The organism is Samsonia erythrinae, from assembly GCF_004342665.1.
Taxonomy (GTDB): Bacteria; Pseudomonadota; Gammaproteobacteria; order Enterobacterales; family Enterobacteriaceae; genus Samsonia; species Samsonia erythrinae.
In genome coordinates, this window is record NZ_SMBY01000001.1 from 871,917 (window position 1) to 888,266 (window position 16,350).

The following is a 16,350-nucleotide window of genomic DNA, read 5'->3' on the forward strand; positions in this document are numbered from 1 at the left end:
ACTGGCTTTATCGATTCACCCCACGTTTTTCACTCTTTTTTGCTCAACATCTGCGCTTATCTCGCCGCTACTCCTTAATAAAATACAGTTCAACATCCGTGCAACCCAGCTCGGCCAGCATCGTTTGCGAAATGGCCCCGTGGCTGACAACCGCATTGCGACGTTCCACGACCGCGCCGCGTTTAATCGTGCATAGCGCTTCGCCGGCAAGACTCATCAGATTTAACGCAGCTTGCAAAGGGGGCAGGCTGGGGTTGAAAGCGGCATTTTCCGCGTAACGTCCGGTGTAAATGCGGCCGCTTGTCGTTTCCAGAGCAATACCGCTGATGGCGTTGCTGTAGGGGGCATGGCTGCGATTGGCGGCATCGAGCGCCTGACGCGCCAGCGCGTTCGCATTCGCGTTTTGCAATGTTGCGCCGTGATTAATGTCATCCATCAATAGCGTATCAATGTTCAGATCGACGGGGCCAAAGGCATCCGGCAGATAGTGGCTGAGAACGGCAGGCTGGCGACCCGGCAACTGAATACGCAGCGTGTCAGCATGGCGCAATTCATTCATGAACTGACGACAATGCCCGCACGGCGTGTAGTTCACCGTCACCGAACGCAGCCCGCGCTCGTTGCGAAGCCAGGCATGACTAATGGCGCTCTGTTCGGCGTGAACCGTCTGCTGAAGCTGAACACCGTTAAACTCCATATTCGCGCCAAAGTAGAAATTACCGCTCAACCCCTGTGCAATCGCGCCAACCTGAAAATGGGAGATTGAGGGCTGCGCGCAGGCGGCGGCCAGAGGTAAGAGTGCAAACGCCAGCGCATCGGTATCTAACCGGCTGGCTTCACAGAGAGTATTGACCTCATCAGCGGTGAGCATAGCGGCGAAGTCCGGTTGGCTGATGAGTGGAGCGAGTGCGGTTTGCAAATGAACAGGTAGCTGCTGAAAGGCATTTTCAAAGCGTGCGTGCATGGCGGATTACTCTTTTTTACCCGTTTAATGAAAGAATGTTAGGCGGCAGAGTAGCAATAATTTGTGATTTATATCTCGTTATTCGGTGAATATGTGCAAATTAAATTATAAATGTGAGAGTTATCTCAACTTTATAACCGTCGTGCGCAAGGCTTCCCTCAGTACGCACCAAAGAAATGCAGCAGCATCGGGAACATCAACGGCGCAATCAGTGAGGTAATGATGCCGCATATGACCAACGCCAACGAGCTGAAAGCGCCTTCCTGATGATCCACTTCTGCACAACGTGCCGTGCCGAGCGCGTGCGAGGCGCTTCCCATTGACAGCCCTCGCGCCGCTTTGGTTTTGATGCCGACGCAATCGAACAGGCTGTGTCCCAGTACGGCGCCCAGAATGCCGACAAAAATCACACAAGCCGCGCTAATCGCCGGAATACCGCCAATGGAACTGGCGATGGCCATCGCAATGGGCGTCGTGACGGATTTAGGTAGTATCGAGGCGGCAATTTCGGGTGATGCGCCCATCCATAGCGCCACCAGCGTACCGGAGATAATGGCCGTCAGGCTACCGATGAAGCACACGCTGATGATGGATTTCCACCGCATCCGAATTTGGTGCAGCTGTTCATAAAGAGGGTATGCCAGAGCAACCACTGCCGGTTGCAGCAGGTCGTTAAGGACACGGCTGCCTTGAAAATAGTGTTGGTAAGGTATGTCCAGGACCAGCAGCAATGGAATGATGATCGCCATCGATACCAGCAGCGGGTTCAGAAAGGTGAGTCGGGTCAATACGAACAGCTTGCGCGCAGCAAAAAAGACCAGCAACGTCAGAGGAAGAGACCACCACAGATAGCTAAACATTATTTGTTGTCCTTTGGCGGTGTGCGATCGCGAAACGCGGGGCGTTCGCGCTGCATGATCTGGGTACTGAAACCCACCGCAAGCATTACAATCAACGTACTGATCGCACAGGACACCACAATGGGGCCAAGCTGTTGGCTGACGAGATCGTAATAATTCATGATGCCGACGCCGATGGGAACGAACAGAAGCGCCATATGGCGAATCAGAAGGCGACAACCTGGCTTTACCCACTGCGCGGGTAAAATCTGCGAGGCGAGGAGGACGAACAGTATCAGCATGCCGATGATACTGCCGGGAAGGGAGAACGGAAGTAACGCGGAGACCGCGTTGCCAGCCAGCAGACAGAGATAAATCAACGCGAAAGCGCGTAAATACTGCCAGAAAAACACGAACTTATTACGCATGGGACATTCCTGATCGACGGAAGTATCATCATAGCGCTAATGAAATTAACGTGCCACAGATCACGAATTTTGCCGGGTAAAGGCGAGTAAAGGTATCGCTGCCGGGCGATTTTTATCCAGTCAAAAAGGGATGGGATAAATTGGGTGAGATCCCGGCTGGCGTGAGTCAGGGTACTGAGCCAGCGGGGGGGAAGACCGCTTTACGGTTTCACACCACTCCTATCTCGGCGCCAAGCCCAACGCTGCGTATCTCCTTTTCGTTACTCATCCAGCGCTGTTATCCAACTTCATGGGCTAATTATTGAAAGTGCTGCTCGTGATGAAGGGCGGCGCCGACGGCGTCGGTCAGCTTACGCAGTTCATCGGGCTGAATGATAAACGGCGGCATCAGATAAATGAGTCGGCCAAAGGGGCGGATCCAGACGCCGCGCGCCACGAAAAAATGCTGTAGTCGCGCCATATTAACTGGCCGTCGTGTTTCCACCACGCCGATAGCACCCAGTACGCGAACATCCGCCACCCTGGAGGAGTCCTTGCAGGGGTGCAGGGCATCGCGCAACTGCTGTTCAATATTTTTCACTTGCTGCTGCCAACGTTGCTCTGCCAGCAGCGACAGACAGGCGTTTGCCGCGGCGCAGGCCAGTGGGTTGCCCATGAACGTAGGGCCGTGCATAAAACAGCCGGCCTCACCGTTGCTGATGGTTTCGGCGATCATCCGGGTGGTCAGCGTGGCTGAAAGCGTCATATAGCCACCAGTCAGCGCTTTTCCCAGACAGAGAATATCGGGTGAAATGTCTGCATGTTCGCAGGCAAATAGCTTGCCGGTACGGCCAAACCCGGTGGCAATCTCATCGGCAATCAGTAAAACTCCCCATTGGTCGCACAGTTCACGTACCCGACGCAGGTAGGTTGGATGATAAAAGCGCATACCGCCCGCGCCTTGCACAATGGGTTCCAGAATTACGGCGGCTATCTCATGAGCGTACGCCGACAGCTTCGCCTGTAGCGGTGCAATATCGGTTTCCTGCCACACATCGCTAAAGCCGCCGTTGTTGAGGGAAGCACATGGAGGCGCGTCGACGAACAGGTGGTTCGGCAAATAGCCCTGATACAGACTGTGCATCGAGTTCCGTGGATCGCACACGGACATGGCGCCGAAAGTATCGCCGTGATAGCCATGGCGCAGCGTGAGGAAGCGTTGACGCACGTTACCGCGAGCCTGCCAATATTGCAGCGCCATTTTCATCGCCACTTCCACGGCCACCGAGCCGGAGTCGGCCAGAAAAACACATTCCAGCGCATCCGGCGTGATGTCCACCAGTTGACGACACAGCGCCACCGCGGCCGGATGAGTAATCCCGCCGAACATGACGTGTGACATCTGGCTAAGCTGCGCCTTCACCGCCCGGTTGATCGCCGGATGGTTGTAACCGTGGATCGCGGCCCACCACGATGACATCCCGTCGATCAGACGGCGACCATCATCCAGATGAAGCTCGACGCCACGGGCTGATGTGACCGGATAGCAGGGCAGTGGTTCGGTCATCGAAGTATAGGGATGCCATATGTGGCGCCGATCAAATGCCATGTCTTCTGAGTCCATAATGACCTATTGTAAATCAAATTAAACCATATTTGGTTGACAGTGTATCGCGATAATTTACACTGGCGAAACTTTTTTAGTTTGGAGATGCTGAGATGGCTGACCGCATATACTGGACGCTTGAGCAGGCGCAGGACTTATTCAATAAACCTTTTCTGGAACTGATGTTCGAGGCGCAGCAGATCCATCGTCGGCATTTTGATCCGCGCCAGGTGCAGGTCAGTACGCTGTTGTCGATAAAAACGGGCGCCTGCCCGGAGGACTGTAAATATTGTCCGCAGAGTTCTCGCTATCGTACCGGGATAGATACCGAGCGCTTAATGCAAGTTGAACAGGTGCTGGAATCCGCTCGTCAGGCGAAAGCCGCAGGGTCGACGCGCTTTTGTATGGGCGCGGCGTGGAAAAACCCGCACGAACGCGACATGCCGTATCTGGAACAAATGGTCAAGGGCGTTAAAGCGATGGGGATGGAGACCTGTATGACGCTGGGGATGCTGCACAACGACCAGGCCGAGCGTCTGGCCTCAGCTGGGTTGGATTTCTATAACCATAACCTCGATACCTCGCCGGAATTTTACGGCAATATCATCACTACCCGCACATATCAGGAACGTCTGGATACGCTGGAGAAAGTGCGCGGCGCGGGTATTAAAGTCTGCTCGGGCGGCATCATCGGGCTGGGGGAAACCGTGCGCGATCGTGCCGGGCTGTTGGTGCAACTGGCTAACCTGCCAACGCCGCCGGAGAGCGTGCCAATCAACATGCTGGTTAAAGTTAAAGGGACGCCGCTGGCGGAAAATGATGATGTCGATCCCTTTGACTTCATTCGGACTATTGCTGTGGCGCGCATCATGATGCCTGCTTCCTATGTACGCCTGTCCGCCGGACGTGAGCAGATGAGTGAACAAACGCAGGCGATGTGCTTTATGGCCGGCGCGAATTCTATTTTCTACGGCTGCAAGCTGCTTACGACGCCAAACCCGAAAGAAGATAAGGATCTGGCGTTGTTCCTCAAACTTGGTCTTAATCCGCAGCAAACGGCGACCGAATACGGCGATAACCAACAGCAGCAACGGTTGACGGAACGGCTGATTAACGCCGATAGCGAGCAGTTTTACAATGCTGCGGTATAAGCGCCGGTCTAGTAACCGTCAGGTAAGGCGCGGTCTATCATGAGTTGGCTACAACGTATTGAGGCCGCGCTGGTTCAGCGTCAGCATGCTGATGCTTACCGTATGAGACTGGCGAATCAGGGCGGTAGCGGGCGCTGGCTGATGCAGAATGAACGGCGCTACCTGAATTTTTCAAGCAACGACTATCTGGGACTGAGCCACCATCCAGAGGTGGTGCGCGCCTGGCAGCGGGGCGCTGAGCAATACGGCGTGGGCAGCGGAGGTTCCGGGCATGTAACGGGGTATACGGAAGCCCATGCCGAGCTGGAACATCAACTGGCCGTCTGGCTGGGTTATCCACGCGCGCTGCTGTTTATTTCCGGCTATGCCGCGAATCAGGCCGTGGTGGCCGCGCTGGCACAGGCAGACGATCGTATTTTGGCGGACAAGTTCAGCCATGCGTCGCTGCTGGAAGCGGCTGCACAGTCACCCGCGACACTACGGCGATTTCAGCATAATCGAGCAGATAGCCTGAAGATGCTGCTGGAAAAACCGGTGCAAGGCCAGACGCTGGTAGTCACCGAAGGCGTATTCAGCATGGATGGCGATACCGCGCCGCTGCCAGCGTTGCAGGCACAGTGCCGTGCGCATCATGCCTGGCTGATGGTCGACGATGCGCACGGGATCGGCGTACTGGGTGATGAAGGGCGCGGGAGCTGCTGGCAGCAGGGTGTTAAGCCTGAGATCCTGATCGTTACGTTCGGCAAAGCGTTTGGCGTGAGCGGTGCGGCGGTACTGTGCGCCGAGCCGTTGGCTGAATACTTGCTGCAATTTGCTCGTCATTTGATTTACAGCACCTCGATGCCAGCGGCACAGGCTTGTGCGCTGCGGGCGTCGCTTAACTGTGTCCGCCAGGGCGACGCGCGACGTGAAGCGTTACGGCGTAACATTGCGCAGTTTCGCGCGGGCTTCTCCCAATCGTCTTATCGGCTGATGGATTCGCGGAGCGCCATTCAACCGCTGATTGTCGGTGAGAACGCGCTGGTGCTGGCGTTGATGCGCCATCTGCGTGAGCTGGGCGTATGGGTGAGCGCGATGCGGCCGCCGACGGTACCGCCCGGTAGTGCGCGCCTGCGAATTACGCTGACGGCGGAACACCAGCCGGAAGATATCAGCCGCTTACTCACGGTATTACATCATGCTGACAAAAAACCATAACAAGCAGGCGATTGCGCAGGCGTTTGGACGTGCGGCGGGAGGCTATGATCGCTTTGCCGAGCTGCAACGTACTAGCGGAGAACGCCTTCTGGCACTGATGCCATCACATTGCGGTACGCGGGTGCTGGATGCTGGGTGCGGTACCGGGCACTTTAGCCGTCATTGGCGTCAGCAGGGAAAAACGGTGATAGCGCTGGATTTGTCGGGGGAGATGCTGAGGTATGCCCGTCAGCAGCAGGTTGCGGACCATTATCAGGAAGGCGATATCGAAAACCTACCGCTGGCGGATGGCAGCGTGGATATCACCTATAGCAATCTGGCTGTGCAGTGGTGTGATTCGCTACCGCGTGCGCTGGCGGAGTTGTACCGGGTTACGCGCCCGGGGGGCGTGATTGCGTTTACGACGCTGGCGGAAGGCTCCTTAAGCGAGTTGGCGCAGGCATGGCGGCGGTTGGACGGCACACAGCGGACGAATCGTTTTCTTCCGCTCACCGCTATCGAGGTCGCCTGTCAGCCCTATCAGCACCAGTTGGTTCATGAACCTGAGGTCTGCGTTTTTCCCGAGGTATTGACGCTGCTTAAATCCCTGAAGGGGATTGGCGCCACCTGGCTGCATCAGGGAAGATCCCGCGGCTTGCTGAGTCGGGCGCGTTTGGCGGCGTTATCCGCCCACTATCCGCGCGAGCAGGGCGGCTACCCGCTTAGCTATCAACTGGTCTATGGCGTGATTAATCGTGATTGAGCGTTGGTTTGTGACGGGCACGGATACCGAGGTTGGAAAAACGGTTGCCAGTATGGCGCTACTTCAGGCGGCGGGCCAGGTCGGGTATCGTACCGCCGGCTATAAACCTGTGGCGTCCGGTTGCGAGATGATGGTCGACGGTTTGCGTAACAGCGATGCGCTGGCGCTTCAGGCCAATAGCCGCGTTCAACTGGATTATCAGGCGGTGAATCCGGTGGCGTTCAGGACGCCAACCGCACCGCATATCATCAGCGCGGAAGAGCAGCGGCCTATTCTGCTGTCAACCTTATCCGCGGGCCTGCGCGCATTAGAAACACAGGCCGATTGGGTACTCGTTGAAGGCGCGGGGGGATGGTTTACGCCGCTATCGCCGCAGGACACGTTTGCTGACTGGGTGGTTCTGGAACAGCTTCCGGTGATTTTGGTGGTCGGAATCAAATTGGGCTGCATCAATCACGCGATGTTAACAGCGCATGCCATTCAGCATGCGGGCCTGCGGTTTGGTGGCTGGATCGCTAACAATGTCATGCCCAAGGGAAAATGGCACCAGCCGTATCTGCAAACGTTGCAACAGCGCCTGCCCGCCCCGATGCTGGGCGAGATCCCTTATGTATCAAATCCTAACCAGCATGATTTGGGGCAGTATATGATGATTACACGATTAAGAAATGAACAAAATCGCTAAAAATGTTGGGAGGTGTTTTTCTCTGTTGGCGGATGAATATCATGTAAAGGGTAAGGGGGGAATTTCTCCTGTAATGGGTAATGGCGACAGAGTTAATCGGGCGCTAATCGTTGGCTTTATCCTAAACGCCATCGGCTGAATTTTTTGACCGACCAACGTTCATGCGGATAAAAAATAAATTTTATGAATATTGATAGTTAAAACCTTCTTGAATTCTTCTCTGATTCCCCGTTTTACCTGAATCGGCGTGATAGCGTCCCTTTCCGCTTTTAGTCTTTTTCCGTCTAACACTTATGCAATAAATCACAGAAAGAGTGTGAAGAAAACCCATGTCAGGGGAGATCGTGAACGAAGCCGGCATTTCTCTAACTCAGGGCTGATGCGGGGTTGTGGGAGTTATCCACTATTTCTGTGGATAACTGTGTGTATTATGGATAGAAAAAGTGTGCTAGCCGAGAGCTGGCGCGGTCTGTCGCCAGGTTGGCGCTATTCTCCACCGTTTTTCTAATCTATTTATTATCATATAGTTAAGTAAAATCAAGCCGCTCGTGCACGTGCAGCGCGTCGTTGCATAAATTAACGCCATAGGTTTTCCCCTTAGTCTCCAGGTTTATTGATCCTGGGGATAAACCATGTTGATTTTGTCTGGTAGATTGCGCCTGAATGTGCTAGCAGATTTATTTGTTGGCTAATCATCCGTTTCTGCGATAATTCCTTTCAATGCTGTTTTTATCCCCAGTATTATGACAGTGGCAAATTTCGTTTCCGGCGGTCAAAATAAAGTGCTTATGCTTAATCTTGTTGGCATGAATGCGTGTCATTAGCGGCAATGTTGTCCGTGCTGGCGTCGTCAGCCGGTGCCATTTGCCTGTCTCCGGGCATGAATCCACGAATATCAATCCACGAACATCGTCTCTGGCGATGAGTCATAACGATAAGTAGCGTGCTTAACGATGAGTAAGGTATTTACACTGCATTCCGAATTTAAACCGGCAGGCGACCAGCCTGAGGCTATTCGTCGCTTAAAGGAAGGGCTGGAAGACGGTCTGGCACATCAGACGCTGCTTGGCGTGACCGGCTCGGGTAAGACATTCACGATTGCCAATGTGATCGCCGATCTGAATCGGCCCACGATGATGCTGGCGCCCAATAAAACGCTGGCGGCGCAGCTGTACAGCGAGATGAAGGCGTTCTTTCCCAATAACGCCGTTGAGTACTTCGTGTCGTACTACGATTATTACCAGCCGGAAGCCTACGTGCCGAGTTCAGACACCTTTATCGAAAAAGATGCCTCGGTTAATGAACACATTGAACAGATGCGTCTTTCCGCGACAAAAGCGTTGCTGGAGCGGCGCGATGTGATCGTCGTGGCCTCCGTGTCCGCTATCTATGGTCTCGGCGATCCCGATTTATATCTGAAAATGATGCTGCACCTGACGCAGGGGATGTTGATTGACCAGCGTGCGATTTTGCGGCGTCTTACTGAATTACAGTATGCCCGTAACGATCAGGCCTTTCAGCGCGGCACATTCCGCGTGCGCGGCGAGGTGATCGATATCTTCCCGGCGGAATCCGATGAGATTGCGCTGCGCGTGGAACTGTTTGATGAGGAAGTGGAGAGGCTGTCGCTGTTTGACCCGCTGACCGGCCATGTGATCCAGACCGTGCCGCGCTACACCATCTACCCCAAGACGCACTACGTGACGCCACGCGAGCGTATTTTACAGGCGATGGAAGAGATAAAAGTCGAGCTGGCCGAGCGCAGAAAGGTGCTCCTGGCGAATAATAAACTGCTGGAAGAACAGCGTCTGAGCCAGCGTACTCAGTTCGATCTGGAGATGATGAATGAGCTGGGTTACTGCTCCGGCATCGAAAATTATTCTCGTTATCTCTCCGGTCGCGGCCCCGGCGAACCGCCGCCGACGCTGTTTGATTATCTGCCTGCCGATGGGCTGCTGGTCATTGATGAATCCCACGTGACGGTGCCGCAGATTGGCGGTATGTATCGTGGCGACCGTGCGCGTAAAGAAACGCTGGTTGAATACGGTTTCCGGCTGCCTTCGGCACTGGATAACCGGCCAATGAAGTTTGAAGAATTTGAAGCGCTGGCGCCGCAGACGATCTACGTGTCTGCGACGCCCGGTCACTACGAGCTGGAAAAATCAGGCGGTGAAGTCATCGATCAGGTGGTGCGCCCAACCGGGCTGCTCGATCCGATTGTGGAAGTGCGGCCCGTGGCGACGCAGGTGGACGATCTGCTTTCCGAAATACGTAAGCGCGTCGAGATTAACGAACGTGTGCTGGTGACGACGCTGACCAAACGGATGGCGGAAGATTTAACGGAGTATCTGGAAGAGCACGGCGAGCGGGTACGCTACCTGCATTCCGATATTGATACCGTTGAACGTGTGGAGATCATCCGTGATTTACGTCTGGGTGAATTTGATGTGCTGGTGGGTATCAACCTGTTGCGCGAAGGGTTGGATATGCCTGAGGTGTCGCTGGTGGCGATTCTGGATGCCGATAAAGAAGGCTTCCTGCGCTCCGAACGTTCGCTGATCCAGACCATTGGACGCGCGGCGCGTAACCTGAGTGGCAAAGCCATTCTCTACGGCGACAAAATTACCCCGTCGATGGCGAAAGCGATCGGTGAAACGGAGCGTCGTCGAGAGAAACAGGAAGCCTACAACGCGAAACACGGCATTATCCCGCAGGGGATCAATAAGAAAATTTCGGATATCTTGCAGTTAGGGCAACCCGTCAATAAAGGGAAAGGGCGAGGCAGCCGTAAAGCGGCGGAACCGTCGGCACGTTATGAGCTGATGACGCCGAAGGCGCTGGAGCTGAAAATCCGCGAGTTGGAAAGCAGGATGTTGACGCACGCGCAGAATCTTGAATTTGAAGAGGCAGCCGCGCTGCGCGATGAGGTACAGGCGCTGCGCGCGCAATTTATCGCGGCATCCTAACGTTATTAACGCTCACTGAGGCTCAATAATGGAACACGTTATTCCGGGGGTGAATGTGTTATTTGTGGCGGGGTTCGGGCCGATTGTGAAATCGCTGTCTGCCAGCCACGCGCTCTATGTCGATACGCTGAGATTACCGCTGAAACCGATTGCGCAAGATAACGACTATCTCGTGACAGATGCGATCGATGGCGTGAAGCATTTTGCGCTGTGGCCGCTGTCACAGGCCAGTGAATCCTGTTTTGGGCAGGAAGATTGGCCCGCGGATCGTCCTGAACCGCAAAGTTGGTTGGAATTCGAAGTGTCTGACATGACGGAAGCGACCAGAACGCTGAAAGCGCAAGGCTACGAACTGTTGGTGGAGAATCGTCTTGAGCCTTGGGGACAACAGGTCACGCGCTTCCTGAGTCCCGAAGGCATGCTGCTTGGCGTGACTCATACGCCATGGCTGCGGGACTGAGAGCCCAGCAGCTGTAGCGCACGTTCGATGGCCTGACGCAGCAACGCCCGGTCGTGATGATGGGGGACATCTTCTGCGGCCAGCGCCTGCTGTACGATCAAGCGGTCACCGATGTCGCTGATATCGACTTTCGGACCGACGATGGCGACATCCACCATGGATTTACCCACCTTGCGCTCAATCCAGGACAGTTTCTCCGCCAGCGTCAGGCGAGCGGCAGGGTTGCTTTGCTCACCGCCGAGATTCCCGATGTAGACCATGGGCGCGGGCGTACGGCGCAGCGCCTGCGTCAGATCCTCCAGCAGTAACAGTGGCATCAGGCTGGTCAGAAAACTGCCGGGGCCAATCAAAATCAGGTCGGCTTTTGCGATAGCATCAATCGCCTCGCGCGTCGCCTGCACGCTTGGATATAGCATCAAATCCTGCGGTAACGCCGCCAGTTGGTCGATCTCGACTTCGCCATAAACGGGATTGCCCAGTTCATCAATCGCCATTAAATCGACAGGCTGCTCGGACATCGGAATTAAAAAAGCCTCGACCTTGAGCAGGTTGCGAATCAGGTTGATCGCTTCCAGCGGTCGCACGCTCAGGTGATCGAGCGCCTTTAGCATCAGATTCCCTAAATTGTGCCCGGCAAGTTCGCCGTTACCGTTAAAGCGGTATTCAAACATCGCAGACGCCACGCTCGGCGTCGTAATCAGTTGATTCAGGCAATTGCGGGTATCGCCCCAGGCGATGCCGCCTTCAGATTGGCGAATGCGGCCGGTGGAGCCGCCGTTATCCGTCGTGGTAACAATGCCGGTCAGCCGTGACCCCAGAGAAGAGAGTGAAGACATCACACGGCCCAAGCCGTGCCCGCCGCCTAATGCGACAACCCTATCGAGATCGGCCAACGTGCGATTGCGCATAGAAAACCTTATGAATGAGCCAGAGAAAGAGGAATAACCTGTGACGATCGCCGCTAAGGTAGCGGATTTTGCCCTAAAAGGCGAAAAATCCGCATGCAGGCATGACCTGAAACAATATCTGCTACCTATTTTCCCGTATGCTGCGCATCATAAGGTATTGAAAAATCGATATGTATTTATTTATATAGCGTTTTTCAGAGTGGTTGACTGCACTTTTTCGCAGTAAACTGTTAATGAAAGCACGGTTCTTGATCGGTTTCTTTGCTGCTGTCCAAAGAACAACCGGCAGGAATCAAACTCCTAGCCTTGGTGCCTAAGTGATGCGCTTCTTGCGTGTGATACGGTGCCCTGGCCGTGGTCTTTGAGGCCACCAGGGTGCGAGGTAGAAATGCCTGCATCTCCCGTATTTGGAAAGGTGTTTATGGCGAGTCAACTGACTGATGCGTTTGCGCGCAAGTTCTATTATCTGCGTTTATCGATTACCGACGTCTGCAATTTTCGTTGTACCTACTGTCTGCCGGACGGCTATCAGGCCAATGGCGTTAATCCGCGTCGCTTTTTATCGCTCGATGAGATCCGTCGCGTCAGCCGCGCTTTTGCTGAATTAGGCACGGAAAAAGTCCGTCTCACCGGCGGCGAACCCTCCCTGCGGCGTGATTTTGTCGACATCATCGCGACGATCCGTGAAAACCCGGCGATTCGCACGCTGGCGGTAACCACCAATGGCTACCGGTTGGCGCGTGACGTTGCGCACTGGCGCGATGCCGGACTGACGGCGCTGAATGTCAGCGTCGATAGTCTGGATGCGCGCCAGTTTCATGCCATTACCGGGCAGGATAAATTCCGGCAGGTGATGGCGGGCATCGACGCGGCCTTCGCCTGCGGGTTTGAGAAAGTCAAAGTCAACACCGTACTGATGCGCGACGTGAATGCGGGTAGCCTGCACACGTTTCTCGACTGGATTAAACACCGTCCTATCCAGCTCCGTTTTATTGAATTGATGGAAACAGGGGAAGGGGGCGAGCTGTTTCGCCGTCACCACGTTTCCGGCGCGGTGATCCGCCAGCAGCTGTTGCAACAAGGCTGGCAGCCGCAACAGCGCGCGCGCAGCGACGGCCCGGCACAGGTATTCCGGCACCCTGACTTTCAGGGGGAAATCGGGCTGATTATGCCTTACGAGAAAGATTTCTGTCTGAGCTGCAACCGTCTGCGCGTTTCCGCTGTGGGTAATCTGCACCTGTGCCTGTTTGGCGAACAGGGCATTCCTCTGCGCGATTTGCTGGCCGACGATCGCCATATCGAGGATTTGAAGATGCGCATCTCCGGCGGACTGTCGGCGAAGAAGCAGACGCATTTCCTGCACGAAGGCAACAGCGGCATCACGCAAAATCTGTCATTTATCGGCGGTTAATCCGCGACATCATTGATTCTTAAAGGAGCCTGACATGAGTAGCGTCAGCAGCGAATTCATTCCACTTAATCTTGCGGTGCTTACCGTATCCTCGCGTCGCACGGCGGAAGATGACACCTCCGGCGACTATCTGCGCGAAGCGGCGCAGTCCGCAGGGCACCGAATTGTCGATAGCGCCATCGTGAAAGAGAACCTGTACCTGATTCGGGCAACGGTCTCGGCGTGGATTGCCAGCGATGAGGTGCAGGGCATTCTGATTAATGGCGGAACGGGCTTTACGGCGGGAGACGTCGTGCCGGAAGCGATTAGCGTCTTGTTCGATCGCGAAATTGAAGGTTTCGGCGAACTGTTCCGCATGGTGTCGTATGAAGATATCGGCACGGCGACGCTGCAATCCCGTGCGCTAGCCGGTCTGGCGAATCAGACGGTGATTTTTGCGATGCCGGGGTCGACGCGCGCCTGTCGAACCGCATGGGAACGCATTATTCAGCAACAGCTCGATGCGCGTCAGAAACCGTGCAACTTCTACCCACACTTGAAAAAATCCTCTTAACGGTGAGCCTGATTCATTATGTCATCATCTAAGCCACAATTGACCCACCTTAACGCCGCAGGGGAGGCCACCATGGTGGATGTTTCCGCAAAAGCGGAGACCGTGCGGGAGGCCCGTGCGGAAGCCTTCGTCGAGATGGCGCCGCAGACCCTGGCTATGATTATCGACGGCCGCCACCACAAAGGCGACGTGTTCGCCACGGCGCGCATTGCCGGCATTCAGGCTGCGAAACGCACCTGGGAGCTGATCCCGCTCTGTCATCCGCTGTTGCTGAGTAAAGTCGCTGTCGAACTGGAGGCTCAGCCAGCGTACAACCGGGTGCGTATCGAATCCGTCTGTCGACTGACGGGAAAAACCGGCGTAGAGATGGAAGCGCTGACGGCTGCTTCCGTTGCGGCGCTGACAATCTATGACATGTGCAAGGCCGTGCAGAAAGATATGGTGATTGGCCCGGTGCGTCTGCTGGCGAAAAGCGGCGGCAAATCCGGCGATTTTACGGCGGAGGACGCATGATTACGGTTCTGTTTTTTGCCCAAGTGCGTGAACTGGTCGAGACTGACAGCCTGTCGCTGCCCGCCGATTACGCCACCGTGGAGGATGTTCGGCAGGCGTTGTGCCAACGCGGCGCGCGCTGGGCGCTGGCGCTGGAGCCCGGCAAGCTGCTGGCCGCGGTAAATCAGTCGCTGGTTGAGCCGTCGCACCCGCTACAGGACGGCGATGAAGTGGCGTTTTTCCCGCCGGTAACGGGGGGCTGATCGTGACAGAAACACGCATTCGGGTTGGCGAAGCAAACTTCAATGTCGGGGATGAATACCAGTGGCTGGCGCAGTGTGATGAAGATGGCGCGGTCGTCACGTTTACCGGTAAGGTACGTAATCATAATCTGGCGAAAAACGTCAGCGCGTTGACGCTGGAATATTACCCCGGTATGACGGAAAAGGCGCTGGAGGAAATTGTGGCGCTGGCGCGTGAACGCTGGCAACTGCCGCGTGTGAGCGTAATTCATCGGGTAGGCGCGCTCTATCCGGGGGATGAAATTGTGTTCGTCGGCGTCAGCGCCGCACACCGCAGCGCGGCGTTTGATGCCGCCCAGTTTATTATGGACTACCTGAAAACCCGCGCGCCGTTCTGGAAGCGCGAAGCGACGCCGGAAGGGGAACGCTGGGTGGAATCACGCGACAGCGATAAACAGGCCGCGCAGCGCTGGTAGTGGGTTTCTGTGTTAGGATTGAAGGTGAGTGGGGGCGCATCTTCAGTCTCGATCCTCTAAACGAGCGGGTTGTGCCGCGTTAATCAGATAACTTTATGTAAAAGGTAACATCATGGACAGATATCCACGTTCGGATTCGATCGTTGAACGCTCGCAGTCGGGTCTCCAGACCTATATGGCACAAGTTTATGGCTGGATGACCTGCGGTCTGCTGCTGACGGCGTTTGTCTCCTGGTATGCGGCGAATACGCCAGCGGTGCTGAATTTTGTTTTCTCCAGCAAAATCACCTTCTTCGGTCTGATCATTGCGCAACTGGGGCTGGTGTTTGTCATTTCCGGCATGGTTCATCGCCTGAGCGGCGCGGTCGCCACCACGCTGTTTATGCTCTATTCCGCGCTGACGGGGCTGACGCTTTCCAGCATTTTTATCATCTACTCCGGTGAGTCCATCGCCAGCACGTTTGTGATCACCGCGGGGATGTTCGGCGCCATGAGTCTGTACGGCTACACCACGAAACGCGACTTAAGCGGCTTTGGCAGCATGCTGTTCATGGCGCTGATCGGGATTGTGCTCGCCTCGCTGGTGAACCTGTGGCTGAAAAGTGAAGCGCTGATGTGGGCGGTGACGTATATCGGGGTGGTGGTGTTTGTCGGTTTGACCGCGTATGACACCCAGAAGTTGAAGAACATCGGCGAGCAACTGTCTGTCGATGACAAAGAGAGCTTCCGTAAATATTCCATCGTGGGCGCGTTGACCCTGTACCTCGACTTCATCAACCTGTTCCTGATGCTGCTGCGTATTTTCGGTAACCGTCGTTAATTTATCTTTCCTGTCTGGCGCGACGCGTTGCGCCAGACATCTTCCTCTCCGCTATTTCCCTTTCTTATACGATATTTCGCCGGAACATCGCGCAGGCCGCCGAGCGGATAGTCAGCGTGACGAACAGTAGCCATATCAGCACGCATCCTCCCCTTGTGTATCCACGGCAGGCTTGTCGGCGGCTGCGATACCTATTGTAATTCACTTCATTGAATGATAATAATTGTCATTAGCAATTACATAACGTTCTGTCGGCATTGATTCAGTGTAAGCGTAGAGGGGCATACCCCTGCGTTCAGTGCCTGACTGGTAATCACCGCCAAAGTGTTTCGCGTAAGGCGAAGCAGTTTGGCGTTTTTTTGTCTCTGCGGCGAGAGCAAATCGCTCGTTAAAGATGATGACTTCATTCATGCCTGGATACTTAACCAAAG

General features: G+C 55.1%; 19 protein-coding genes and 1 riboswitch. Of the genes, 12 read left to right on the plus strand and 7 right to left on the minus strand.

Annotation, left to right across the window (positions count from 1 at the left end; translation table 11 throughout):
• Positions 1-67 precede the first annotated feature (67 nt).
• From cdd to bioA, 4 genes are all read right to left on the minus strand, one after another.
• Positions 68-964: a cytidine deaminase gene (cdd, locus tag EDC54_RS03865; protein ID WP_132453362.1), complete on the minus strand. Its 897-nt coding sequence runs from the start codon at positions 962-964 to the stop codon at positions 68-70.
• Positions 965-1,122: 158 nt separating this feature from the next.
• Positions 1,123-1,824 (minus strand): CidB/LrgB family autolysis modulator, encoded by a 702-nt coding sequence (locus tag EDC54_RS03870; RefSeq protein ID WP_132453363.1) that lies wholly within the window; start codon positions 1,822-1,824, stop codon positions 1,123-1,125.
• Positions 1,824-2,231 carry a CidA/LrgA family protein gene (locus EDC54_RS03875; RefSeq protein WP_132453365.1) on the minus strand — a complete coding sequence of 136 codons (408 nt, stop codon included), beginning with the start codon at positions 2,229-2,231 and terminating at the stop codon, positions 1,824-1,826. Before EDC54_RS03875 ends, EDC54_RS03870 begins: the two co-directional genes overlap by 1 nt.
• 298 nt (positions 2,232-2,529) lie before the next feature.
• A complete protein-coding gene (bioA, locus tag EDC54_RS03880) occupies positions 2,530-3,834 on the minus strand; it encodes an adenosylmethionine--8-amino-7-oxononanoate transaminase (RefSeq protein ID WP_132453367.1) in 1,305 nt (434 codons plus the stop codon).
• A gap of 95 nt (positions 3,835-3,929) precedes the next feature.
• Here bioA and bioB point away from each other — a divergent pair, with 95 nt between their 5' ends.
• From bioB to EDC54_RS03910, 6 genes are all read left to right on the plus strand, one after another.
• On the plus strand, positions 3,930-4,967 hold the full coding sequence (bioB, locus tag EDC54_RS03885) for a biotin synthase BioB (protein ID WP_132453369.1): 1,038 nt from the start codon (positions 3,930-3,932) through the stop codon (positions 4,965-4,967).
• Positions 4,968-5,006: 39 nt separating this feature from the next.
• The gene (bioF, locus tag EDC54_RS03890) at positions 5,007-6,164 is read left to right on the plus strand and encodes an 8-amino-7-oxononanoate synthase (RefSeq protein ID WP_132453371.1); all 1,158 of its coding nucleotides are present in this window, start codon (positions 5,007-5,009) and stop codon (positions 6,162-6,164) included.
• Complete coding sequence (bioC, locus tag EDC54_RS03895; RefSeq protein ID WP_132453373.1) at positions 6,145-6,906, plus strand: malonyl-ACP O-methyltransferase BioC; 762 nt, start codon at positions 6,145-6,147, stop codon at positions 6,904-6,906. The genes bioF and bioC overlap by 20 nt, the downstream gene beginning before the upstream one ends.
• Entirely contained in the window at positions 6,899-7,591 is a 693-nt protein-coding gene (gene bioD, locus EDC54_RS03900) for a dethiobiotin synthase (protein WP_132453376.1), read from the plus strand. Before bioC ends, bioD begins: the two co-directional genes overlap by 8 nt.
• 953 nt (positions 7,592-8,544) lie before the next feature.
• Positions 8,545-10,557 (plus strand): excinuclease ABC subunit UvrB, encoded by a 2,013-nt coding sequence (gene uvrB / locus EDC54_RS03905; RefSeq protein ID WP_132453378.1) that lies wholly within the window; start codon positions 8,545-8,547, stop codon positions 10,555-10,557.
• A gap of 28 nt (positions 10,558-10,585) precedes the next feature.
• Positions 10,586-11,017 (plus strand): VOC family protein, encoded by a 432-nt coding sequence (locus tag EDC54_RS03910; protein ID WP_132453380.1) that lies wholly within the window; start codon positions 10,586-10,588, stop codon positions 11,015-11,017.
• Here EDC54_RS03910 and yvcK read toward each other — a convergent pair.
• The gene (yvcK, locus tag EDC54_RS03915) at positions 10,993-11,925 is read right to left on the minus strand and encodes a uridine diphosphate-N-acetylglucosamine-binding protein YvcK (protein WP_132453382.1); all 933 of its coding nucleotides are present in this window, start codon (positions 11,923-11,925) and stop codon (positions 10,993-10,995) included. The genes EDC54_RS03910 and yvcK overlap by 25 nt on opposite strands.
• 285 nt (positions 11,926-12,210) lie before the next feature.
• A riboswitch (molybdenum cofactor riboswitch) is annotated at positions 12,211-12,359 on the plus strand.
• Between yvcK and moaA the strand changes: the two genes are divergently transcribed.
• From moaA to EDC54_RS03945, 6 genes are all read left to right on the plus strand, one after another.
• Positions 12,347-13,336: a GTP 3',8-cyclase MoaA gene (gene moaA, locus EDC54_RS03920; RefSeq protein ID WP_132453384.1), complete on the plus strand. Its 990-nt coding sequence runs from the start codon at positions 12,347-12,349 to the stop codon at positions 13,334-13,336. (Overlaps the previous riboswitch by 13 nt.)
• 34 nt (positions 13,337-13,370) lie before the next feature.
• Complete coding sequence (gene moaB, locus EDC54_RS03925) at positions 13,371-13,889, plus strand: molybdenum cofactor biosynthesis protein B (RefSeq protein ID WP_132453386.1); 519 nt, start codon at positions 13,371-13,373, stop codon at positions 13,887-13,889.
• Positions 13,890-13,907: 18 nt separating this feature from the next.
• Positions 13,908-14,402, plus strand: coding sequence for a cyclic pyranopterin monophosphate synthase MoaC (gene moaC, locus EDC54_RS03930; RefSeq protein WP_132453388.1), 495 nt, complete (start codon positions 13,908-13,910; stop codon positions 14,400-14,402).
• On the plus strand, positions 14,399-14,644 hold the full coding sequence (moaD, locus tag EDC54_RS03935) for a molybdopterin synthase sulfur carrier subunit (RefSeq protein ID WP_132453390.1): 246 nt from the start codon (positions 14,399-14,401) through the stop codon (positions 14,642-14,644). Before moaC ends, moaD begins: the two co-directional genes overlap by 4 nt.
• A gap of 2 nt (positions 14,645-14,646) precedes the next feature.
• Positions 14,647-15,099, plus strand: coding sequence for a molybdopterin synthase catalytic subunit MoaE (gene moaE / locus EDC54_RS03940; protein WP_132453392.1), 453 nt, complete (start codon positions 14,647-14,649; stop codon positions 15,097-15,099).
• A 112-nt stretch (positions 15,100-15,211) separates the two neighbouring features.
• The gene (locus EDC54_RS03945; RefSeq protein ID WP_132453394.1) at positions 15,212-15,919 is read left to right on the plus strand and encodes a Bax inhibitor-1/YccA family protein; all 708 of its coding nucleotides are present in this window, start codon (positions 15,212-15,214) and stop codon (positions 15,917-15,919) included.
• Here the strand turns inward: EDC54_RS03945 and EDC54_RS17855 are convergent.
• Together EDC54_RS17855 and EDC54_RS03950 are read right to left on the minus strand one after the other, a co-directional pair.
• The gene (locus EDC54_RS17855; RefSeq protein WP_165904259.1) at positions 15,916-16,053 is read right to left on the minus strand and encodes a hypothetical protein; all 138 of its coding nucleotides are present in this window, start codon (positions 16,051-16,053) and stop codon (positions 15,916-15,918) included. The two genes, EDC54_RS03945 and EDC54_RS17855, sit on opposite strands and share 4 nt — an antisense overlap.
• Positions 16,054-16,120: 67 nt before the next feature.
• Complete coding sequence (locus EDC54_RS03950) at positions 16,121-16,330, minus strand: hypothetical protein (RefSeq protein ID WP_132453396.1); 210 nt, start codon at positions 16,328-16,330, stop codon at positions 16,121-16,123.
• Positions 16,331-16,350: the final 20 nt, after the last annotated feature.